Source organism: Aestuariicoccus sp. MJ-SS9 (assembly GCF_032586235.1).
GTDB lineage: Bacteria > Pseudomonadota > Alphaproteobacteria > Rhodobacterales > Rhodobacteraceae > Aestuariicoccus.
The window spans coordinates 107,691-129,923 of record NZ_JAWHTD010000005.1; the positions used below are offsets into that span (position 1 = coordinate 107,691).

At 66.7% G+C, this 22,233-nt stretch carries 22 protein-coding genes; 12 read left to right on the top strand and 10 right to left on the bottom strand.

Annotation, left to right across the window (positions count from 1 at the left end; translation table 11 throughout):
- The first annotated feature begins 5 nt into the window (after positions 1–5).
- Genes RXV88_RS05695 through RXV88_RS05710 form a run of 4 tightly spaced genes read left to right on the top strand, consistent with a single transcriptional unit; the run spans position 6 to position 4,823 of the window.
- Positions 6–779 carry a glutathione binding-like protein gene (locus RXV88_RS05695; RefSeq protein WP_316291139.1) on the top strand — a complete coding sequence of 258 codons (774 nt, stop codon included), beginning with the start codon at positions 6–8 and terminating at the stop codon, positions 777–779.
- 18 nt (positions 780–797) lie between these two features.
- Positions 798–1,193 carry a hypothetical protein gene (locus RXV88_RS05700; RefSeq protein ID WP_316291140.1) on the top strand — a complete coding sequence of 132 codons (396 nt, stop codon included), beginning with the start codon at positions 798–800 and terminating at the stop codon, positions 1,191–1,193.
- A gap of 60 nt (positions 1,194–1,253) precedes the next feature.
- On the top strand, positions 1,254–3,710 hold the full coding sequence (locus RXV88_RS05705) for a LodA/GoxA family CTQ-dependent oxidase (RefSeq protein WP_316291141.1): 2,457 nt from the start codon (positions 1,254–1,256) through the stop codon (positions 3,708–3,710).
- A 9-nt stretch (positions 3,711–3,719) separates the two neighbouring features.
- Positions 3,720–4,823 carry a tryptophan 7-halogenase gene (locus RXV88_RS05710; protein WP_316291142.1) on the top strand — a complete coding sequence of 368 codons (1,104 nt, stop codon included), beginning with the start codon at positions 3,720–3,722 and terminating at the stop codon, positions 4,821–4,823.
- On the opposite strand, the gene serB is transcribed toward RXV88_RS05710, so the two are convergent.
- Positions 4,787–5,665, bottom strand: a complete 879-nt coding sequence (gene serB, locus RXV88_RS05715) for a phosphoserine phosphatase SerB (protein ID WP_316291143.1) — start codon at positions 5,663–5,665, stop codon at positions 4,787–4,789. The genes RXV88_RS05710 and serB overlap by 37 nt on opposite strands.
- Positions 5,666–5,727: 62 nt before the next feature.
- Entirely contained in the window at positions 5,728–7,383 is a 1,656-nt protein-coding gene (locus tag RXV88_RS05720) for a DUF6504 family protein (protein WP_316291144.1), read from the bottom strand.
- A 134-nt stretch (positions 7,384–7,517) separates the two neighbouring features.
- On the opposite strand from RXV88_RS05720, the gene RXV88_RS05725 reads away from it, so the two are divergent.
- The 6 genes from RXV88_RS05725 to RXV88_RS05750 all read left to right on the top strand — a co-directional run bounded on the left by RXV88_RS05725 (position 7,518) and on the right by RXV88_RS05750 (position 12,473).
- The gene (locus RXV88_RS05725) at positions 7,518–7,955 is read left to right on the top strand and encodes a cytochrome c (protein WP_316291145.1); all 438 of its coding nucleotides are present in this window, start codon (positions 7,518–7,520) and stop codon (positions 7,953–7,955) included.
- 98 nt (positions 7,956–8,053) lie between these two features.
- Positions 8,054–9,166 (top strand): S-(hydroxymethyl)glutathione dehydrogenase/class III alcohol dehydrogenase, encoded by a 1,113-nt coding sequence (locus RXV88_RS05730; RefSeq protein ID WP_316291146.1) that lies wholly within the window; start codon positions 8,054–8,056, stop codon positions 9,164–9,166.
- A gap of 41 nt (positions 9,167–9,207) precedes the next feature.
- Positions 9,208–9,705: a GNAT family N-acetyltransferase gene (locus tag RXV88_RS05735; protein ID WP_316291147.1), complete on the top strand. Its 498-nt coding sequence runs from the start codon at positions 9,208–9,210 to the stop codon at positions 9,703–9,705.
- 78 nt (positions 9,706–9,783) lie between these two features.
- Entirely contained in the window at positions 9,784–10,683 is a 900-nt protein-coding gene (locus RXV88_RS05740) for a haloalkane dehalogenase (protein WP_316291148.1), read from the top strand.
- Positions 10,684–10,753: 70 nt separating this feature from the next.
- Positions 10,754–11,464 (top strand): NYN domain-containing protein, encoded by a 711-nt coding sequence (locus tag RXV88_RS05745; RefSeq protein WP_316291149.1) that lies wholly within the window; start codon positions 10,754–10,756, stop codon positions 11,462–11,464.
- A 181-nt stretch (positions 11,465–11,645) separates the two neighbouring features.
- Positions 11,646–12,473 carry a cobalamin B12-binding domain-containing protein gene (locus RXV88_RS05750; protein WP_316291150.1) on the top strand — a complete coding sequence of 276 codons (828 nt, stop codon included), beginning with the start codon at positions 11,646–11,648 and terminating at the stop codon, positions 12,471–12,473.
- On the opposite strand, the gene RXV88_RS05755 is transcribed toward RXV88_RS05750, so the two are convergent.
- A complete protein-coding gene (locus tag RXV88_RS05755) occupies positions 12,461–13,078 on the bottom strand; it encodes a TetR/AcrR family transcriptional regulator (RefSeq protein WP_316291151.1) in 618 nt (205 codons plus the stop codon). The genes RXV88_RS05750 and RXV88_RS05755 overlap by 13 nt on opposite strands.
- Before the next feature lie 266 nt (positions 13,079–13,344).
- Here RXV88_RS05755 and mbfA point away from each other — a divergent pair, with 266 nt between their 5' ends.
- The gene (mbfA, locus tag RXV88_RS05760; protein ID WP_316291152.1) at positions 13,345–14,319 is read left to right on the top strand and encodes an iron exporter MbfA; all 975 of its coding nucleotides are present in this window, start codon (positions 13,345–13,347) and stop codon (positions 14,317–14,319) included.
- Between the two features lie 46 nt (positions 14,320–14,365).
- Here the strand turns inward: mbfA and RXV88_RS05765 are convergent, their stop codons facing one another.
- From RXV88_RS05765 to pncA, 6 genes are all read right to left on the bottom strand, one after another.
- Complete coding sequence (locus tag RXV88_RS05765) at positions 14,366–14,779, bottom strand: VOC family protein (protein WP_316291153.1); 414 nt, start codon at positions 14,777–14,779, stop codon at positions 14,366–14,368.
- A gap of 4 nt (positions 14,780–14,783) precedes the next feature.
- Positions 14,784–15,680: an extensin family protein gene (locus RXV88_RS05770; protein ID WP_316291154.1), complete on the bottom strand. Its 897-nt coding sequence runs from the start codon at positions 15,678–15,680 to the stop codon at positions 14,784–14,786.
- Positions 15,677–16,588: a prephenate/arogenate dehydrogenase family protein gene (locus tag RXV88_RS05775; protein WP_316291155.1), complete on the bottom strand. Its 912-nt coding sequence runs from the start codon at positions 16,586–16,588 to the stop codon at positions 15,677–15,679. The genes RXV88_RS05770 and RXV88_RS05775 overlap by 4 nt, the downstream gene beginning before the upstream one ends.
- Positions 16,585–17,670, bottom strand: a complete 1,086-nt coding sequence (hisC, locus tag RXV88_RS05780; RefSeq protein ID WP_316291156.1) for a histidinol-phosphate transaminase — start codon at positions 17,668–17,670, stop codon at positions 16,585–16,587. The genes RXV88_RS05775 and hisC overlap by 4 nt, the downstream gene beginning before the upstream one ends.
- 137 nt (positions 17,671–17,807) lie before the next feature.
- The gene (pncB, locus tag RXV88_RS05785; protein ID WP_316291157.1) at positions 17,808–19,100 is read right to left on the bottom strand and encodes a nicotinate phosphoribosyltransferase; all 1,293 of its coding nucleotides are present in this window, start codon (positions 19,098–19,100) and stop codon (positions 17,808–17,810) included.
- Positions 19,101–19,216: 116 nt separating this feature from the next.
- Positions 19,217–19,810: a bifunctional nicotinamidase/pyrazinamidase gene (gene pncA / locus RXV88_RS05790; RefSeq protein ID WP_316291158.1), complete on the bottom strand. Its 594-nt coding sequence runs from the start codon at positions 19,808–19,810 to the stop codon at positions 19,217–19,219.
- Between the two features lie 97 nt (positions 19,811–19,907).
- On the opposite strand from pncA, the gene RXV88_RS05795 reads away from it, so the two are divergent.
- A complete protein-coding gene (locus RXV88_RS05795) occupies positions 19,908–20,834 on the top strand; it encodes a rhodanese-related sulfurtransferase (protein ID WP_316291159.1) in 927 nt (308 codons plus the stop codon).
- 71 nt (positions 20,835–20,905) lie between these two features.
- On the opposite strand, the gene RXV88_RS05800 is transcribed toward RXV88_RS05795, so the two are convergent.
- Complete coding sequence (locus RXV88_RS05800; RefSeq protein ID WP_316291160.1) at positions 20,906–22,135, bottom strand: MFS transporter; 1,230 nt, start codon at positions 22,133–22,135, stop codon at positions 20,906–20,908.
- Positions 22,136–22,233: the final 98 nt, after the last annotated feature.

Here is a 22,233-nt window from a genome sequence, read left to right on the forward strand (position 1 = left end):
ACGCCATGGCGAAACCATATCTGATCACGCTTCTGCCCTCGGCGGATGTCGACCTGGGCCGCTGGCTGCTGCAGCATTACCAGCAAGGCTATATCGAGCGCCCGCATGCGCCGGTGTTCCACGTTCTGGCGCTGAAATGGTACGGCTTCGGCAAGGACGACTACCCGCTGCTGGTGGATGGCGACACCAAGACGCCAACCGTCGACAAGATACTGCCCCTGCTCGAGGCGCAGGCGCCGGACGAGCTAAAGCTCATCCCCTCGGACCCCGCGCTCGCCGCAGAGGTCGAGGCACACCAGAAATTCGCGCGCAGCACCACCGGCCACGCGGTGGTGCTCTGGTCGTATTTCAACCTGCTGAAATACAAGCGGGTGGTCTGGCCCTCGCTGACCACGCATGTGCCCTGGTACGAAAAGATGATCTGCTTTCTGGCCTTCGGGCTGATCCGCGACCTGATGTACAAGGGGCTGGGGCTGAACAAGACAGTGTCCGATCAGGCGCTGCAGACGATCTACGAAGGCTTCGATCATTTCGACAAGGTGCTGGCGGACGGGCGCGACTACCTTGTTGGAGACCGGCTGACCTTTGCCGATCTGGCGCTTGCCAGCGGGATGGGGCCGCTGATCCTGGCGCAGGGCTATCACGGGATGCTGCCCAACCACGCCATGTGCCCGCCCTACATGCAAAAGGTCTATGCCGAGCTGCGCCAGCGTCCCACCGGCCTTTTCATCCAGAAAATATATGACCGGCACCGCGCCCCGGCGCTTTTGTCACTTTGATCCGCAAAGGACGTTTCGATGACCCATTCCCCCGATCCCCTGGGCCCGCCCACCGCCAACGATGTCACGTGCTGGGACTGCGCCACCAAATCCACCGAGCGGCTGGAAGAGATGTTCGTCGGGCTGATCCAGGCCGAGCGCATCGCGCGCGGCCAGAACCCGGCGCTGCGGACGGTGTTCCTGAAACAGCACGGCGTCGCCTATGGCTGGTGGGAGCCCATGCCCGATCTTTCGCCCGCCTTCCGGCACGGCACGTTTGCCACTGGCAAACTGCCCGCCTGGGTGCGGTTTTCGTCGGACACGCAGCCGACCTCGCCGGATCTGCACACCACGATGGGTGTGGGGATCAAGCTGTTCGGCGTGACCGGCGGCACCCTGATGGGCGACGCCGAGACGGCGGATTTCATCCTGTAGAACCACGATGTCTTTTTCGTCGATAACGCGCAGGAATTCTGCGAATTCACCACCGCGGGCGTGATCGACGGCAATTACCCGGCCTATCTCGAACGCCACCCCAAGGTGCAGCATATCCTCAACGAGATGGAAAAGGCCGAGGCCTCCTGCCTGACCGCCTCGTATTGGTCCACCCTGCCCTTCGCGCTGGGGGAGGGGTTCGTGAAATACCGCATCGTGCCGGTCGACGCCGCGCCGGGCGAGCCGGTGAACGACACGAATTACCTGGCCGAGGACCTGTCGCGCCGCCTGCTCGAGGGGGACGCGAAATTCGCCTTTCAGGTCCAGGAACGGCAGGGGGACGAACCGCTCGACAAGGCGACCGAACGCTGGTCGGGACCGTGGCAGACGGTGGCGACGCTGACCCTGCCACAGCAGGATATCGAGGCGCGCGGGCAGGCCAGCTATGGCGAACATCTGGCCTTCAACATCTGGCGCACGCCCGAGTCTCAGGAACCGCAGGGCTCCATCGCGGCGGCGCGGCGCGTGGTCTATCAGGGCAGCGCCGATCAGCGGCGGCAGGCCAACGGCATCGCGCTGGACGAACCGCGCAGCGCACGCGATCCCGCCCCCGCGCCGGTGGCCGACGACGATTGCATCGTCTCGGCGGCGATCTACCCACCGATCGGCGTCATGCGCGTGGGCAACGCGCCCGATGGCTATTACGTCGGCCCCGAGGTCACCCACCCGCTGCCCGAAAAGACCTATCGCGACGATCAGGGTAGGCTCTTGCGTGAGGCGGCGCGGTTCCGCGTCTATGGCCTCAACGCCAAGGGCACGCCGATTAAGGAGCTGACCGCCGAGAATGCGCAGATCGAGTGGCGGGTCGAGCTCGCGAACCAGAAATCCAGCTGGTATCAGTTCCAACTGGCCATGGACATTCCCGAATTCGCCGACGCGCCCCCCAGCCTGCAACGCAACGCCGATGTGGGCGACCGCGCGTCCCTGACCATCGCGCCCAGCCGGCAGAAGATCAGCGGCTGCAACGCCGACGGCCCCGCCTTCGACGATGGCGCGTTCCTGGGCACCAAGGTCTATCTGGGCGAGCTCAAGACCGACGAAAAAGGCCGCCTGATCGTGCTGGGCGGGCGCGGCCATTCGGCCAGCCACGACGGATCGCCCGCGATCACCTTCGCTAACAACGAAGGCTGGCACGACGACACTTCGGACGGGCCGGTGCATGCCCATGTGACCTACGAGGGCGCGCGGCTGAAGGTCGAACCGGCCTGGGTGGTCTGCGCCCCACCCAACTATGCGCCGCTGATCAAGTCGGTGCGCACCATGTGGGACCTGATGCGCGACACCGCAATCAACGCCGGCCTTCTGGCGCGGCCCGAAAGGCCCTCGTTCCAGCACGACATCCGCCCGATATTCGAACGGATGACCCATCTGGAATGGGTCAATCAGGGGTTCTTTGGCGGCTTCGGCCACAACGGCCCGTTCAACTTTGCCAGCGCCGAATGGATGGCGCGGCTGGCCGACCCCAGCCCGGCGATGACCGAAACCCGCCGCGTGCTGTCCAACAACTTCCGCAATCTGGACCGCAACAACAATTCCGCGGTGCCCTGGCCCTGGCTTTACGGCGACGCGATGAACATCCCCGCCGCCGACACGCCGCGCCAGAACGCAGCGCTGAGCGATCTGCAATTGTGGATGCTGGACCAATGGGTGATCGGCAATTTCGACGCCGATTACGACCCGGATTATGCGCCGCCGCGCCATATCGACGAGGTGGCCCAGGCCGAACAGCCCGACATGCTGACCCGCGCCGCGATGGAATTCTGCCTGGCCGACGCCTTCCACCCGGGATGCGAGATGACCTGGCCGATGCGCAATGCCGGGATGTATGCGTCGGCCTTCCGGCTCAAGCACCGCAAGCCGTGGAACCCCGAGCCGAACTATGGCGCCGAGCTTGGCACCGACGACACAAGCCTGCCCGACGGTCCGCTGAACGGCGGTCAGTCGCCGGGGTCGATCACGCGCTGGATGGCGGTGCCGTGGCAGACCGACACCGCGTCGTGCCGGTCGGGCTATGACCCGGCCTACGATCCCTACCTGCCGACGTTCTGGCCCGCCCGCGTGCCGAACGAGGTCATGGGCGAAACCGCCGCCGGAATCGTCAACGATCCGGATGCGCCGCTGTCCGAGCGGATTCAGGCCTTCGCCAACCGCGCCAACTGGCTCGAGCCGCTGGGGCTCGATAAATCCTACACGCACCAGATCAACCACATGATCCACCATTTCGACCAGATGGGCGTGGTCACCCCACAGACGGGTCCCGGCGGCCCCTTCCCCGAAGAGCTGCAGGTCTCGGACCAGAAACAGCTGGACTGGAAAGCGCCCAACGTCGCCAGCGCGGGCCGCACCGCCGAGCGGCTGGGGGCCGAGGCCGCGCCGGTCGGTGGCGTCGGCGGCGGCGCAAAGACCGATCTGAGCGGGATCGAGAAAGTTCGGCGTCTCAAGCCCGCCGGGGGCTGACCGCGCGCCATGATCGACGTGGCGATCATCGGGGCGGGCCCTGCCGGGGCTGCCCTGGCCGGGCTTCTGGCCCCACGCTGGCGCGTGACGCTGGTCGACGCCCGCAAGGATCCCGCACCGCGCATTGGCGAATCGCTGATCCCCGCCGCGCGCCGCCTCTTGCGGGACATGGGCCTGCTGCGGGCCGTCGCGGCGCGCGGATACCTGGCCTACCGCGGCAACCGGTCGGCCTGGGGCGGACCCGCGTTCGCGTTCACGGATTTCCTGCGCGATCCCGACGGCCCCGGCTGGCACATCGACCGCGTCGATTTCGAACGCATGTTGCGGCAGACCGCCGTGTCGCGAGGGGCCACGGCGTGCTTTGGCCCGACGCTCCGCGCGCTGCACCGGCGCGGTGGGCAGTGGGCCATCACACTGGACAGCGGCGAAGAGTTAACGGCGCGAATCGTCGTCGACGCGACGGGCCGCAAGGCCGCCGTGGCGCGCCAGTTGGGCCTCGTGCCAGAGCGTCAAGGCCGGATCGTCGCGCTTTGGCTGCGGGGGGCCGACGCGTCGCCGCGCGATGCCGGGCTCTCGACCGTCGCGGCGGTGGAGAGCGGCTGGCTCTATACCGCCGTGGTGCTCGGAGGCCGCGTTCTGGCGCTGCATACCGATGCCGATCTGGTGACACCAGACCTGCGCGCGCGGGGCGGGGTCGAGCGTATGGCGCGGGCGCATCCGGCCTTTGGCGACAGCCTGAGGACCGCCGATTTCCAGGACGCGCCCGAGATCGTCCCGGCCCACGGCGCGATCCTGCCGCAGGTCGCGGGGGACGGCTGGCTGGCGGTGGGGGACGCGGCGATGGCGCTTGATCCGCTGTCGTCGCGCGGGCTTTTCAACGCGCTCTATTCGGCCCTCGCCGCCGCGACCGAGGTGGATGCGCGACTAACTGGCGCGATCGGGTCGTTTTCGGATTACCACGACCACATGCAGGGCATCGCCGCGAAGTATGAGCAAGACGCCCTACGGATGTACCGCGCCGAGACGCGCTGGCCCGACGCGCCGTTCTGGCAGCGCCGGCACGCGGGACAAGAGCGTCAGGCGCCGGTGGCGGCGAACTCCGACCTGGCGTAGCCCTGCAGGTAAAGCAGCGCGGTCAGGTCGCCGTTGTTGACACGGATATCGCATTGCGCCTGCACGCTTGGCTTGGCGTGCAGCGCCACACCGGTCCCGGCGAGCGACAGCATCCCCAGGTCGTTGGCCCCGTCGCCGACTGCCAAAACGTCGGAATGCTGCAACCCGCGCTGCGCGCTGATCGACTCGAGCGCCTCAACCTTGGCGGCACGGCCCAGGATCGGCTCGGCCACCTCGCCGGTCAGCAGACCATCCGCCGCCAGCAAGGTGTTGGCGCGGTTTTCGTCAAAGCCCAGCAGATCGGCGATGCGCTGGGTGAAGGCGGTGAAGCCGCCCGACACCAGCACGCAATAAGCCCCATGCGCCTTCATCGTTGCCAGCAGATCGCGGCCACCGGGCATCGGCGTGATGCGGGTGGCAAGAACCTCGGCGATGACCCCTTCGGGCAGGCCGCGCAGCAGCGCCACGCGTTCACGAAGCGCGCCTTCGAAATCCAGCTCGCCGTTCATGGCGCGGGCCGTGATGTCCTTGACCTGCGCGCCGACGCCGGCCATTTCGGCCAGCTCGTCGATGCATTCCTGCTCGATCATGGTGCTGTCCATATCGGCGATCAGCATCTTCTTGCGGCGGTTCGCGGCGGGCAGGATGTTGAGATCGGCGCCGCTGGCCGCCAGGTCGGCGCGGGCGGTTGCGACGGTGTCGGGCAGAGCGTGCAGCGGAAACTCCGCCGCTTCGTCGGGCGACAGCCATTGCACCGCGCCGCCGCCCCAAGCGTTGCGCAGCGCCTCTGTCAGCGCGGGGTCGAGCGTGCCCGGACGGGCGATGAGCGATACGATGTGCATTGGTGCGGGCTCCGTGGTCTGGCCTTCTGTTGCGCAAATCCCGGCCGGGTGCAACCGGGCCGTCAGGCAAAGGCGCCGTGGCAGAACCAACCCGACGACAGAAGCGCGCCATGGGCGTAATAAAGCCAGAGCCGGTCGCCCCGGTCGGTGTCGATGCGCCAGTAATCGCGCTGGCCGCTGCGCCATTCGGGATCGTCCAGCCACCATTCCGGCGCGATGCGCTCGGGGCCCTCTGCCCCGCGTGTTTCCAGCGTGCGGCCGCGCCAGCGGAACGTGGCGGGCGGGCGCGGGATGTCGGGGGCGATCACCGGTTCGGGCCGCCACAGCAACAGCGGGCGCGGCCCCGGCGGCGCGGGCCAGTCGCCCGCCGGTTCCGACCAGGCGGCGGCCAGAACCTGCGCGCCCTTCTCGGGAATGTGGCTTTGGCCCGGGTGGCGGCGGGTGATCGCCTCGAGCCCGATGCGCGCACCCAGACGGCCGATCAGATCGTCCATCGCGGTCGACCGGTCGAGCCGCGCGCGCACGTTGGCCCCGGCCTCCATATGGCCGACGCGGGTGCGGGCGTGGACCGGTTCGTGCCGCACCACCTCGAGCCGCAGCATGTCGATGCCGAACCCGGCGTCGAGATCGCTGACTTTCATGATCAACAGCGCGCGCAGGCGCTCGGGGTCCTGCGCCGGGCGGGCCAGGCTGACGGTCAGCCATTGCATGGTGTCGTCGGTGCGATAGGCCTCAAGCCGGAGCGACCGGATGCCCAGGCCCTTGCCCGCGATCCTGGCACAGAGCGGCGGCAGCATCCGGTCGATGGCGGCGAGGATGTCGGATTCAAGCCCGATGGGATCGGGCAGGCTGAGCCGGGTGGCGAAGCGGTCAGGCGGGGCGGCGGGCGACACCGGTTCGGGCGCGCTGCCCATGGCCTGATCCAGCCGGTCCACCAGCCCGCGCCCGAACCGCCGCGCCAGCCCGGCGCGCGGCTGACCCATCAGGTCGCCGATACGCCGCAACCCCAGCCGGGAGAGCTGTTCGGTGGTCGCCGCGTCCAGCCGCAACGCGGCGACCGGGAGCGGCGACAGCGCGCCGTAGGTCTGGCCGGGGGCCGCGATGCGGCCAACGCGCCCGGGCGGGGCGGCGATGGCGGGGGCGGCGCCGCCGCGTTCCCAATGCCGGCGCTTGCCGGCGCGGGACCGGGTGGCGCGCGCCTCCTGGTCGATGGCGTCGCCGCTGCGGTGGGATCCGCCGTCCTGATCGGTGAACCGCGCCAGCGCCCAGGCCGCGCCCAGCGTATCGGCGATTCCGATGCGCACGGTCAGCCCCAGATCGGCGCAATCCTGCGCCACCTGGGCGGCCAGCGGCTCTTCGCCGCCGAAGAGATGCGCGCAGCCGGTCAGATCGACGATCAGCGCATCCGGCTCCTCGGAGGCGACCCAGGGCGAAAACTTGCCCGCCCAGCGGTGCAGCACCCCCAGGAAGGCGCGTTCCTGATGCGGGTTCTGCAGGCGGGTGATGAGATCGGCGCACATGGCGTGGGCGTCGCGCAGAGGCTGGCCCGGGCGCAGCCCGGCACGGCTGGCGGCATCCGACAGCGCGGCCAGCACCTGCATCTGGCCGGTATCGCGCACCACCGCCAGCGGCTGACCGGCGAGATGAGGCTCGCGGCGGATCAGCCGCTCGGCCCCCAGACGCGGGAACCACAGGGACAGGATACGGCGGTTGGGCATTGGACAGGCAGCATTTTGTTCTTTTTTTGTTCTATTCCACACGAAAAGGTGAGTCGAGTCCCGCGACGCCGACGGTTTACCCCGGTGCGTGGATGCGGCAGTCAAAGGGCAAACCACAACGCAAGGGAGACGACATGCGTTTGAATATCTGGGTGACACTGGCCGTTGGGGTCTTTGCCACCGCAGCCTTTGCCCATTCCGGCGTCAAGGATCCCGACGTCAAGGCGCGCATGGCGCTGATGACCGAGGTCAAGGAAGCGACAGGCGTGCTGGGTGACATGGCCCGGGGCAAGATGGCGTTCGACGCCGCGCAGGCCGAAGTTGCACGGGCGGCGCTCGAGGCCCACGCGACCCGCATTCCGACCGCGTTCGAAACCCAGGCGCAGGATCCGAAATCCGAGGCGCTGCCCGTCATCTGGAGCGACTGGCAAGGCTTTGTGGCCGCGGCGGAGCAGATGGAGACCGCCGCGAGCGGGATGAAGGTCGCCTCGCTGGACGATCTGCGTGGCGGGATGGGCGCCCTAGGCAAAAGCTGTGCGAGCTGCCACGAGACCTACCGCATCGACAAGTAGAGCGTTGCGGCCGAAAACGGCGGGCCGCTCATCCGCCCTTGCGGGCGTCTTCGCTTGCGTGCGAGAGTTCGCGGCAGACATCAACGAGGGAGAGAGACATGCGGACACGCGCGGCTGTGGCACTGGAAGCGGGCAAACCGCTGGAAATCATGGAAGTGAACCTCGAGGGCCCCAAGGCGGGCGAGGTTCTGGTCGAGATCAAGGCCACGGGTCTCTGTCATACGGATGAATTCACCCGTTCGGGCGACGACCCCGAGGGCATCTTTCCAGCGATCCTGGGCCACGAGGGCGCGGGCGTCGTGATCGAGGTGGGCGAGGGCGTGACCAGCCTCGAGGTGGGCGATCACGTGATCCCGCTCTACACGCCCGAGTGCCGCGAGTGCGAGTACTGCCTGCATCCCAAGACCAACCTCTGCCAGGCGATCCGGTCGACCCAGGGGCAGGGCCTGCTGCCGGACGGATCGACGCGGTTCTCGATGGTCGATGGGACCCCGATCCATCATTACATGGGCTGTTCGACCTTCGCCAATCACACCGTCGTGCCGGAAATCGCGCTGGCCAAGGTGCGCAAGGACGCGCCCTTCGACAAGATCTGCTACATCGGCTGCGGCGTGACCACCGGCATCGGTGCGGTGATCAACACCGCCAAGGTCGAGATCGGCAGCCGCGGGATCGTCTTCGGGCTGGGCGGCATCGGGCTCAACGTGATCCAGGGCCTGCGGCTGGCCGGGGCGGACCAGATCGTCGGCGTCGATCTGAACGACTCCAAGGCCGAGATGGGCCGCCACTTCGGCATGACCGATTTCGTGAACCCCTCGAAGGTCGAGGGCGATCTGGTCGCGCATCTGGTCGAGCTGACCAAGGGCGGCGCGGATTACACCTTTGACGCCACCGGCAACGTGCAGGTGATGCGCGCGGCGCTGGAATCGGCGCACAAGGGCTGGGGCGAATCGATCATTATCGGCGTGGCCCCGGCGGGCGCCGAGATCAGCACGCGGCCCTTCCAGCTGGTCACCGGACGCAGCTGGCGCGGCACCGCCTTTGGCGGCGCGCGCGGCCGCACGGACGTGCCCCGGATCGTCGACTGGTACATGGACGGCAAGATCGAGATCGACCCGATGATCACCCACAAGCTGACGCTGGATCAGATCAACGAGGGCTTCGATCTGATGCACAAGGGCGAATCGATCCGCGCCGTGGTGGAGTACTGAGCCTTTGACGGTTCGGGGAGCCCGATTTGCCGAGGGCTGAGATGAATGGGGCGGGTCTGACGATCCGCTCCTACGACCCGGCCGACGCCGGTGCGCTGACAGCCATACTTATGCCGGTGTTCCGCGCCGGCGACACCTATACGATCGACCCGGATATATCTGAGCAGGAGGCGCGGGCCTACTGGACCGGGGCCGAGCGACGGGTGTTCGTGGCGGAAGAGGCGGGCACGCTTCTGGGCAGCTATTACCTCGTGCGCAATCAGAAGGGCGGCGGTTCGCATGTCTGCAACTGCGGCTTTGTGACGGCTGAGGCGGCGCGCGGCAAAGGCGTCGCGCGGGCCATGCTGGCCCATGCGCTGGACAGCGCGCGGGACGCCGGGTTCCGGGCCATGCAGTTCAACTTTGTCGTCGCCACCAACACCCGCGCCATCGCCACCTGGGAGAAGGCCGGGTTCGACGTGGTCGGACGTTTGCCGGGCGCGTTCAAACATCCGCGCGAAGGCTTTGTCGACGCGCTGGTCATGTACCGCGCGCTTTAGAGACCCGGCGCAGGATTGCCAGCCGCGGCCTGACGCGACATGCTTGCCAAAGCATGGCTTGGCGCGGAGGAACCGACGATGGACGTAGTGAGAACTCCGGACGACAGGTTCGCGGACCTGCCCGAGTACGCCTTCGCCCCGCATTACGTTGATGACCTGACCGGCTATGAGGGGCTGCGGGTGCATTACCTAGACGAGGGTCCGCGGGACGCGCCGCGCACCTTCCTCTGCCTGCCGGGCGAGCCGACCTGGGCCTATCTCTACCGCCGCATGATCCCCGTCTTTGCCGGATCCGGCGCGCGGGTGGTGGTGCCGGATTGGCTGGGCTTCGGGCGATCCGACAAGCCCACCGACGATGCGGTCTATGGCTTTGGCTTTCACCGCAACATGATGCTGGCCCTGATCGAAAGGCTGAACCTGCGCAACGTCACGCTGGTGGTGCAGGATTGGGGCGGCATTCTGGGGCTGACCCTGCCGATGGAGATGCCCGAGCGGTTTGCCCGACTGATCGTCATGAACACGGCCATTCCGGTGGGCGACAGCCTGGGCGACGGGTTTCGGGCCTGGAGGGATTACGTCGCCAGCCGGCCCGACATGGATTGCGGCGCGTTGATGAAACGCTCCTGCCCGCATCTGAGCGAGGCCGAGGCGCAGGCCTATAACGCGCCCTTCCCCGATCGGCGCTACAAGGCCGGCGTGCGGCGGTTTCCGCAGCTGGTGATGATCGAGCCCGGGATGGAGGGCATCGAAATCGCAAAACGCGCCCGGCAGTTCTGGAGCGAGGATTGGCAGGGCGAAAGCTTTATGGCCATCGGCGCGCAGGATCCCGTGCTGGGGGTGCCGGTAATGTCAGAGCTGCGCAAGATCATCCGCAACTGCCCGGAACCGATGATCGTCGAAGAGGCTGGGCATTTCGTGCAGGAATGGGGCGATGAGGTCGCCCGCGCCGCCCTCGCGCATTTCGGCGACGCCGGATGACCGGCTCTTTGCCGCAACGATATGTCCGGACGCTATTGCGCCCGTCTGTGTTAGCGTCCACATATCACCCATGTCCGATACCAAGCTTCTTGCCGTCCTGATCGACGCCGACAACACCTCTCCGAAATACACCAAGGCGATCTTTGACGAGATCGCGAGCCTGGGCGAGGCCAGCGTCCGGCGCTGCTATGGCGACTTTTCCAGCCAGCAGATGTCGGGATGGTCCAAGGTGCAGGCCGAGTTCGGGCTGGTGCCGCACCATCAGCCTGCGAACACCGTCGGCAAGAACGCCAGCGACATCGCGCTGGTGATCGACGCGATGGACCTGATGCATTCGGGGCGTTTCGACGGCTTTGTGCTGGTGTCGTCGGACAGCGATTTCACGCGTCTGGCCAGCCGGATCCGGGAACAGGGGCTCGATGTCTTTGGCATGGGAATGCAAAAGACGCCCGACGCCTTCCGCAAGGCCTGCAAACGGTTCATCTTTCTCGAGAACCTCGGCGGCGCGGTCGAGGTCGGGGCGAAGGGCCCCGAGACCCGTGCCAAGGGCCGAAACCTCGACGAGGCGCGCAACCTGATTTTCAAGGCGATGGACGCGATCGAGCAGGAAGACGACTGGTACACTTTGGGCCAGTTGGGCCAGTTCATCACCGCCGCCAATCCAGATTTCGACACCCGCACCTATGGCAAGCGCAAACTGAGCGATCTGGTCGCGGACATGAAGGTGTTCGAGACCAAGCGCGGGCCGGGCAACCAGCTGCTGGTGCGCCGGGTCGATTGACCTCTGCCAGACGATGATCCCGCAAAAAGAGCGTTGGGCGCGTTAACAACACGCTTGACGCGATATGCGCCTTTGGTCGTATATACTTTCTTGTAGAGACCTCGCACCCTGAAAGCGCGAGAGGGATTCGAAGCTCCGGCGGCCAAAGGCCGCTGGGCGTCGCGCGTTAGGATCGTTCAAGTTGATCGACACACCGAAACCCGTCCGCGCTTATGACAACGACGCACATGGCCAAGGCCATACCGGCCTGTCCGAGGGCGCGCTGATAGTGATGGCGCAGGAGGTGATCGTCAGGCTGTCCCGCTGGGCGCAGGACAGCGGGCGCGCGCGCACCCCCTTGGCGCCGGTGCGGCAACCGCCGGATATCGACGCCTTATGCGACGCACTGCTGGGGCAGGAACCGGCGGTGGCCCGGCACATCATCCTCGACGCCCACGCACAGGGCGCCAGCCATGAAGAGCTTTGCCTGTTCTACATCGCCGCCGCCGCCAAACGGCTGGGCGAGATGTGGGAGGAGGACACGATCAGCTTTCGCGACGTGTCGGTCGCCGGCGGGCGGATGCTGCACCTGCTGCGGGATCTGCGCGATCTGGCCCCGCCGGTGACGCCGCGCAGCGACCGCAGCGCGCTTTTCGCGAGCGTGCCGGGCGAGCAGCACATTCTGGGCGTCACCATGGCCGCCGATATGTTTCGCGAACGGCAATGGGACATCGACCTGCGGATCGGCCAATCCGAGGCGCAGCTGGCGCAATTGGTCCGCTCGGGCGGCTATCCCATTGTCGGGCTCTCGGCGACCAGCGTCGAGCGCGTGCGCGCGCTGACACGCGTGGTGGTGGAATTGCGGCTGGCCGCGCCCAAGCTGCTGATCTTCGTGGGCGGCTACATCGCCAAGGTCGAACCGGAAATCGCGGTGCGCGTGGGCGCCGACGGCGCTGGCTGGGACATGGACCAATGCCACGAGGAAATGAAACGCCTGTCGCGGCTGATTCCGGAAATCTACGCCTCGTAGCGGGCCATGAACGTTTCTATGGCGCCGTCGACGACGCGGTCGATCTCGTCCTCGGTGAAACTGTCGCGCAGCCCAAAGAGCAGCTTGGGCCACAAATCGGCCTTGCACAGTTCGGCGAACTGATCCGCCGCGAGGTCGAAATCGTCGATCCTCAGCTCGCCCCGGGTCACGCTGGCCTGAAGGTATCCGACCACGGCACGCCGCATGGTCATCGGGCCGCTGTTGTAGAACTTCCGGCCAAGGTCGGGGAAGCGGTCGGATTCGGCGACGCAGACCCGGAAAATCCGCTGCCCCAGATCCGAGAAAATGAACCCCAGGAAGGTCTTGGCGACCTGTCGCAAGACCTGGCGCGGCGGATTGGTCAGGTCGATGGTCATCAGCGCCTCGTCCGCCTGGCGGGCGCATTGGGCCGAGGCCACCTCCATGAACAAGAGCCGCTTGTCGGGAAAATAACTGTAAAGCGTGGCCTTGGACACGCCGGCGGCGCGCGCGATATCATCGACGCTGGCGCCTTCGAACCCGTCGCGCATAAAGATTTCGCGCGCGCCTTCCAGCACCTGATCGAACTTGCGCCCTTTACGGACGACCGCGGCCTCGCTTGTCATTGACGCCCTTCCCCTGCCCCGCGCCAGTATAGACCGGACAGTTCAGTTCGGGCAAGCGACGCGCGTCTCACCGGCCCCGCGCTGGCGGTTGCAGGCTTGGAAAGGGGCAAGAGCAGCGATTTCATCGGGACAGGTCCTTTCGTCGTGCCATCCGTCTAAACTATTCAGTTCAGATTACAAGAAAATAAACCGGTCAGTTCATTTTTCGGGATTGAAGGCGCGGGCCAGATTGCTAGATTAGAACCGTTCTAAAAAGGGTATGCCCGATGCAGTTTTTCACGCAACGCCGCCATTTCCGCGACCTCAGCGAGAAAGAGGTCCTGGCGCTGGCGATTTCCTCGGAAGAGGACGACGCCCGCATCTACCGCAGCTACGCCGAAATGCTGCACGCCGATTATCCAAGCTCGGCCCGCATTTTCGAAGGCATGGCCGCCGAGGAGGACACCCACCGCAAGGCTCTGATCGACCTTTTCACCCGGCGGTTCGGCGACGTGATCCCGCTGATCCGGCGCGAACATGTGGCGGGCTATTATGCCCGGCGACCGGTCTGGCTGGTGCAGAACCTCGGGCTTGAGCGGATCCGCGAAGAGGCCGAGGGCATGGAGCGCGACGCCGAGCGGTTCTACCTCGAGGCCGCGAAACGCAGTTCCGACGCAGCAACCCGCAAGCTGCTGGGCGACCTGGCGTCAGCCGAGGCCGGGCATCAGACCCTGGCCGACGAATTGACCGCCGAGCATCTGGACGAAGAGACCCGCGATGCCGAGGAACGCAGCGCGCACCGCCAGTTCGTGCTGACCTGGGTGCAGCCGGGGCTTGCGGGGCTGATGGACGGGTCGGTGTCGACGCTGGCGCCGATATTCGCCACCGCCTTTGCCACGCAGGACACCTGGACGACGTTCCTTGTGGGTCTGGCGGCCTCTGTCGGGGCGGGGATCTCGATGGGGTTCACCGAGGCGGCGTCGGACGACGGTCAGCTTTCGGGTCGTGGATCGCCGGTCAAGCGCGGCGTGGCCTCGGGCGTGATGACGACGGTCGGCGGGCTGGGCCACGCCCTGCCCTACCTGATCCCGGATTTCTGGACCGCCACGATCATCGCCTGCATCATCGTCTTCGTCGAGCTTTGGGCCATCGCCTGGATCCAGAACCGCTATATGGAAACGCCGTTCTTCCGCGCCGCGTTTCAGGTTGTGCTGGGCGGCGCGCTGGTCTTTGCGGCGGGCGTGCTGATCGGATCGGGATAGGGCCGACAGGAAAGCCCCGGATCAGGTCCGGGGCCGTGTTGCGCGGTCAGGGATCGTCGGAGACTTCGTGCACCTCGATCACGTTGCCGTCCGGATCGTAGAAAAAGATCTGCCGCCAGCCCGCCACGGCGGCATGTTCCCAGTTGGAATAGGGCACGCCCCGCGCCTCGAGATGGGCGATGAAGCCGTTCAGATCGTCGGTGCGATAGGCGATGTGCCCCCGTGCCACCGGGTTCACGATCTGCCCGGCACGGAACCCCGCCTGCACGTCCTTTTCCGCGATATGGGTCTGGATCGCGCCATCCGTCACGAAGGCCACGTCGCCGGCGTAGCCCTTGTTCTTCTCCAGCACCGGCAGGCCGCTGGTTTCGGTTCTTAACCCCAGCACGTCGCGGTAAAACGCATCCATCCTGTCGACGTTGTCGGTGGCGAGGTTGATGTGATGCAGCCGCAATTTCATCGATCTACCGGCAGTAGGCGCCGCTGCGGTAGCGGGCGGTGTCGAAATGGAAGTGATCGCGGTGAAAGCGGTCCGAGTCTGGCCCCAGCACCGTGCCGAACGGCCCGCAGGCGGCGCGGTGCATCTGGCGCAGCGCCCGGCCGTTGCGGCCCCGGTCCCAATCGGTCAGCACCGTGATCCGCTGACCGTTTTTCAGAACCACCGCCGAGATGTCGATCGCGCGGCCGCGGCCGTGTTCGCTGATCTTGCCGCCGGGCTGGTTGTTGCGCGTGCGGCAGGCGTAATGCGCGGCGACCTCGATCCGTGCGACACCGCCGCCCCTGCGGCCGATGCTGCGCTTGAGCCCCTTGTCCACCCAGGTCTTCAGCGCCTTCGCGGTACGGCAGTCGACCAGCGCCTGCTGGCTGAGGGGGATGCCGTTGACCGAACGGACCCTGACCGCATCGTCGATCCCGCAGCCGCGAATGCGGCCGGGAACAAAGCCCACATGTTCGCCCTGGATATCCCGGTCGCCGCAGACCGCGCCGCGGCGGCGTTCGCGTTGCCGGGCCATGGCCTTTTCGACAATCGCGCCGGGGCGCAGGGCGGGACGCAGCGACAGGCGGGTGGCCTGCGGCGACATTGCGGCGAAGGCCAGAGCGCGGGTTTCGGCCACCTCGGCCGGTTCAGGCGCGAAACCGGGCCGCGCCTCGACACGGAGCTGCCGCGCCAGGCTTTCGGCCAGCGCTGCCTCGAGCACCGCAGGGCGCGCCGCGGGGCGCACCTGCGCCAGCGCGGGCGCCTCGTCTTGAATTTCGACCGTACCGCGCGGCACCGGGCGCAGGCTGCTGTCCGGCGCCTTGGCGAGGCTGGCGGACCCGATGACGCAAAGCACGATCAGGTTCAGGACAAACCGCATCATCCCGCCGCCTTTCCGCGTCCGAAATTTGGCTCGTCGGTGTCCTGACCCGCCTCGATGATGCCGCGGCGGATCGCGCGGGTCCGGGTGAAATAGTCGAAAAGGTGATCGCCGTCGCCCTGCCGGATCGCCCGCTGCAACGCAAAAAGCTCTTCGGTAAACCGGCCGAGGATCTCAATCGTCGCCTCCTTGTTGGTCAGGAAGACGTCGCGCCACATGGTCGGATCGCTGGCCGCAATCCGGGTGAAATCGCGAAAGCCCGCAGCCGAGAACTTGACCACCTCCTGATCCGACACGCGGCCCAGATCGTCGGCGACGCCGACCATCGTATAGGCGATGAGGTGCGGGATATGGCTGACCACGGCGCAGACCAGATCGTGATGGGCCACGTCCATCCGTTCGGTATTGGCCCCGAGCGCCTGCCAATAGGCCTCGAGCCGCGCAACCGCGTCCTCGTCGGCGCCTTCGGGTACGATCAGCGTCCAGCGGTTGTCGAAGAGCGTGGCAAAACCCGATTCCGGGCCGGAATGCTCGGTCCCCGCCATCGGATGCGCGGGCACGAAATGCACGCCCTCTGGCACATGCGGGCCGACCGCGTCGATCACCGATTGCTTGACCGAGCCCACATCGGTCAGTGTCGCGCCGGGCTTGAGATGGGGCGCGATCTCGCGCGCCACCACCTCCATCGCGCCGACGGGCACCGCCAGAACCACCAGATCGGCATCCCTGACCGCATCCGCCAGCCTGTCGCACACCGTGTCGCAGAGCCCGATGCGCCGCGCGGTTTCCCGCGTCTCGGCCGAGCGGGCATAGCCGGTGACATGGCCCGCCACGCCGCGGCGCTTCATCGCCCAGAACATCGACGACGCGATCAGACCGAGCCCGATCAGAGCGACCCGCTGGTAGATCATCTTGCCCCCGCCTTGAACAGGCCGATGCAATGGGCCACGCGGCGGCAGCTGGCCTCGTCGCCGACCGTGATCCGCAGCGCCGCGGGCAGCTTGTAGCCCGCGACCCGCCGCACGATGATCCCTTGGCTTTGCAGGTAGGTGTCGCAGGCCTCGGCCTCGTCCTGCGACCCGAACCGCGCCAGCACGAAATTCGCCGTCGATGCGTCGGACGGCACGCCATGCTCGGCCAGCGCCTCGGCCAGCCAGGCTCTGAGGCGGGTGTTCTCGGCGCGGCATTTCTCGGAATAGGCAATGTCGCGGACCGCCGCCTCGGCCGCCGCCAGCGCAGTGCCCGAGAGGTTGAACGGCCCCCGGACGCGGTTGAGCACGTCGATCACATGCCGCGGTCCATAACCCCAGCCGACGCGCAGCCCGCCCAGCCCGTAAAGCTTGGAGAAGGTCCGCGTCATCACGACATTCTCGCGTTCCTCAACCAGCGCCGCGCCGCCGTCATAGCCTTCGACGAATTCCGCATAGGCCCCGTCCAACACCAGCAGCGTCTGCTCCGGCAGGCTTTCGGCCAGCCGCGTGATCTCGGCCAGGCCGATCATGGTTCCGGTCGGGTTGTTGGGGTTGGCGATGAAGACCAGCCGCGTCTTGTCGGTGCAGGCCTCCAGGATGGCGTCCACATCGGTCACCCTTTCGCGTTCGCGCACCTCGACGGGCGTGGCCCCGGCGGCCAGCGCGCCGATGCGGTAGAGCGCAAAACCGTGTTCGGTATGGATCACCTCGTCGCCTGGCCCGGCATAGGCCTGGTTCAGAAACGCCAGAATCTCGTCGCTGCCGACGCCGCAGATGATGCGCTCGGCGTCCAGCCCGTGCACCTCGGCGATGGCCTTGCGCAGCGCGGCATGGTCGGTCGAGGGATAGCGGTGCAGCTCGTGCACCGACCGCTTCACCGCCTCCTGCGCGGCAGGCGACGGCCCGAACGGATTCTCGTTCGAGCTCAGCTTGATGATGTTCGACACGCCCTCGACATGCGACTTCCCACCGACATAAAGCGAGATGTCCATGATGCCGGGCTGCGGTTCGATGCCAGCCATTTGCGTCCCCACGCTATGCTTTGGAACTGTCTAGCCTTTGCCACCGGGCAAGACCAGCCTTCGGCGCGTCGCATCCGCCATCGGGCGGCATAAAAGCGCGCGGAAGCGCTCAATTTGGCAACGGCCTGTGGCGAGGGTCAGACCACGACCTCCAGCCGCTCCTGTTCGCCGACGTCGAACACGCGCTTGTAGCGCGCGATCTCCGAGGCCGGGCCCATCGCCTTGTTGGGATTGTCCGACAGCTTGACCGTGGGCTTGCCCTCGGCGCTGACCGCCTTGCACACAAGGCTGAACGGCGCCAGCCGGTCGTCCGGCGTCAATCCGCGGAAATCGTTGGTCAAGAGCGTGCCCCAGCCAAAGCTGACCCGCACGCGCCCTGCGAATTGCTGCTGCAACTCGACGATCTTTTCCTCGTCCAGCCCGTCCGAGAAGATCACCAGCTTCTTCTTCGGATCCTCGCCGCGTTCCTTCCACCAGCGGATCGCGATTTCCGCCCCCGTCGCCGGATCGCCGCTGTCGATGCGGATGCCGGTCCATCCCGCCAGCCAGTCGGGCGCGCGTTTCAGGAAACCCTCGGTCCCGAAGGTGTCGGGCAGGATGATGCGCAGGTTGCCCTCGTGCTCTTCGTGCCAGTCGGCCAGCACGTCATAAGGCGCCTTGGCCAGCGCCGCGTCGCCCTCGGCCAGCGCGGCATAGACCATCGGCAGCTCATGCGCATTGGTGCCGATCGCCTCCATGTCGCGGTTCTTGGCGATGAGGCAGTTCGACGTGCCGACAAAGCTGTCGCCCAGCCCCTCGACCATCGCCTGCACGCACCAGTCCTGCCAGAGGAACGAATGCCGCCGCCGCGTTCCGAAATCGGCGATCCGCAATTCGGGAAAGGCGCGCAGGTGTTCGACCTTTTCCCAAAGCTTGGTCATCGCACGGGCATAGAGCACCTGAAGCTCGAACCGCCCCATATCGTTCAGAACCGCGCGGCCGCGCAACTCCATCAGCACGGCGAGCGCGGGGATCTCCCACAGCATCACCTCGGGCCATGCGCCTTCGAAGGTCAGCTCGTACTGATCGCCCACCCGCTCCAGGTGATAGGGCGGCAGGCGCAGGTTCTCGAACCAGTCCATGAAATCCGGGCGGAACATCTGGCGCTTGCCGTAAAAGGTGTTCCCCCGCATCCAGGTCGATTCCCCGCGCCTCAGCGACAAGGACCGGATGTGATCGAGCTGCTCTCGCAGCTCGCCCTCGTCGATCAGCTTGGCCAGCGGCACATGCTTGGACCGGTTGATGAGCGAAAACGTCACCTGCGTGTCTGGCTTGTTGCGAAAAACCGACTGGCACATCAAGAGCTTGTAGAAATCCGTGTCGATGAGCGACCGCACGATCGGGTCGATCTTCCACTTGTGGTTCCAGACACGGGTAGCGATATCGACCATTGGACTGTCCTGCGCGGCTCATGCCGTTTAACCAAAGCGTCCCCGCGGTTGCAAGCGACGCGGCACCGGTGCGGCCGGGCGGCGGGCCGGGATTTGCAGATCTTGGGCAGCGTCCCCTAGACCAGCGCGACCCCCGCCGCCGCCATCCCCTGCCGCGCGGCGTCAAGCGATCCATCGAGGTCGATGGCGCGGCACAGATCGGTCCGCACGGTCACGTCAAACCCCAGCTTCGCCGCATCCACCGCCGAGTAGTTCACACAGAAATCCGTAGCGAGCCCCACCAGCGTCAGCCGGTCGATCCCGCGGGTGCGCAGATATCCCTCCAGCCCCGTGGGCGTCTCGTGATCGTTCTCAAAGAACGCCGAATAGCTGTCGATGGCCGGGTTGTACCCCTTGCGGACGATCAGGTCGGCGCGGTCGCTGTCCAGATCGGCGTGAAACGCCGCGCCCTGCGATCCCTGCACGCAATGATCGGGCCAGAGCACCTGGGGCCCATACGTCATCTCGATCATCTCCAGCGGCGCCTTGCCCGCGTGCTGCGAGGCAAAGGACGAATGGCCCGCCGGATGCCAGTCCTGGGTCAGGATCACCGCGTCGAATTCGGCCATCAGCGCGTTGATGGGCATCACGATCTCGTCCCCGCCGGTCACGGCCAGCGCGCCCCCGGGGCAGAAATCGTTCTGAACGTCGATAACGAGAAGTGCGTGCATATCCGGTCTCCCTCAGCTGGCACAGGCCTACCAGCCGCTCAGGCCGGGTCAAGCCCCGCATCTTGCGCAAAGCCGCGCACGGCAATAGACCGCGCGCATGTTCACCGTCGCCGCGCTCTACCACTTCACACGATTCGACGACCCCGCCGCGCTGCAGGGCCCGCTGGCGGCACTTGGCCGCGCGGAAAAGATCACTGGCACGCTGCTCTTGGCGCAGGAGGGGATCAACGGCACCATCGCCGGGCCGCGCGCCGGGATCGACGCGATGCTGGCCCACATCCGCGCGCTGCCCGGCTGCGCCGATCTCGAATGGAAGCTCTCTACCGCCGCCGAACGCCCCTTCGCCCGCCTCAAGGTGCGGCTCAAGCGCGAGATCGTGACCATGGGCCAGCCCGACGTCGATCCGCGCGCGGGCACCGGCCACTATGTCGCCCCCGCCGAATGGAACGCCCTGATCGCCAGCCCCGACGTCGCCGTGATCGACACCCGCAACGACTATGAGGTCGCCATAGGCACCTTCGACGGCGCCATCGACCCGCAAACCCAAAGCTTCCGTGACTTCCCCGCCTGGTGGGAGGAAAACAAGCACCGCTTCCACAACAAAAAGATCGCGATGTTCTGCACCGGCGGCATCCGCTGCGAGAAATCCACCAACTACCTGCTGGGCCAGGGGGTGGACGAGGTCTATCACCTCAAGGGCGGCATCCTGAAATACCTCGAAGAGGTGCCCGAGGATCAAAGCACCTGGCACGGCGACTGCTTCGTCTTCGACGGCCGCGTGTCGGTCGGCCACGGGCTGCGCGAAGGCCCGCATGACCTTTGCCACGCCTGCCGCCGCCCGATCCTGCCCGCCGACCGCGACCGCCCGGAATACGAACACGGCGTGTCCTGCCACCTGTGCATCGACGAAACGTCGGACGACGACAAGGCCCGCTTCCGCGAACGCCAGAAACAGATCGCCCTGGCCCGCGCCCGCGGCGAACGCCACCTGCACGCGGATGTCGACGACTTCGACACCCCCTGATCTTCTTCTTGGGATAAATACTCCGGGGGGCTGCGCAGCAGCGGGGGCAGCGCCCCCTCCCCGGCCCGGCTTCAGGCGGCCAGCGCCCGTTCGGGGGCCGATGACCCGCCGCGCCCCCGGGTCACGATCCAGATCATGATCGCGATGTTGAAGCCGTTCCAGACGATGCCGTTGACGAAGGCCCATTGGTAGCTGCCGGTCAGATCGTAGATCGCCCCCGACAGCCATCCGCCCAGGGCCATTCCCATGATCGTCATCATCAGCACAAAGCCGACCCGCGCCCCCGCCTCGCGCGCGGGCAGGTATTCGCGCACGATCACCGCATAGCTGGGCACGATCCCGCCCTGGCTCAGCCCGAATATCAGGCTGACGGCATAGAGGCTGACCATCCCGCCCGCCGGCAGGTAGAGAAAGAGCGCGATGCATTGCAACGTCGATCCGATCAACAGCGTGCGCACCCCGCCCAACCGGTCCGCCAGCACGCCCGAGATCAGCCGCGATACCACGCCGCCGAACAGCATCAGCGACAGCATCTCGGCCCCCACCGCCGCGCCGAACCCCATGTCCACGCAAAGCGCGACGATATGCACTTGCGGCATGGACATGGCCACGCAGCAGCTGATCCCGGCGAACCCCAGCAGGAATTGCAGCTGGCGCGGGCTCAGCCCTGTGCCCCGGGCCCGCTGCGAGGCCACGCTTTCGGCCTGTGCCAGCGCCTCGGCCGGGACCCGGCGGCGCAACAGCAGCGACAGCGGCAGCACGATGGCCAGCGTCAGCATCGCCAGCGCGGTGTAGATCCACCGCCAGCCCGCATCGGCCGCCAGCCAGCCCAAAAGCACCGGCCAGATCGCGCCCGACAGGTAATTGCCCGACGCCGCGATGGCGACGGCGATGCCGCGCCTGCGCAGAAACCATTGCGAGATATCGGCGATCAGAGGGCCGAAACAGGACGCAGTACCAAAGCCGATCGCCAGCTGCACCAGGCTCAGCACCGCGATCGACGGGCTCAGCGCCGCCACCGCATAGCTCACCGCGATCAGCAGACCCGACGCGATCAGCGCCCAGGTCATGCCAAAGCGGTCCACCGCCCGGCCGATCAGCAGGTTGCCCAGCGCGAAACCGATCATTGTCGTCGTGTAGGGCAGCGCCGATTCGGCGCGGCCCGCGCCGAATTCCGCCTCGACCGCGGGCATGATGACGATGATCGCCCACATGCCGACATTGCCCATCACCGCGATGGTCAGCGTGACCGCAAGCCGGATCCACGAATAGCGGCTGTCGAAGGGGGACGTGTCGTTCATGGCGGCACGCTACGCCGCCGCCCGCCGCCGCGATAGCCCAAATCGTCGACCCGTTTGAAAGGCCCGCCGCGATGGGGCACTCTGCCCCGGACTGGAGG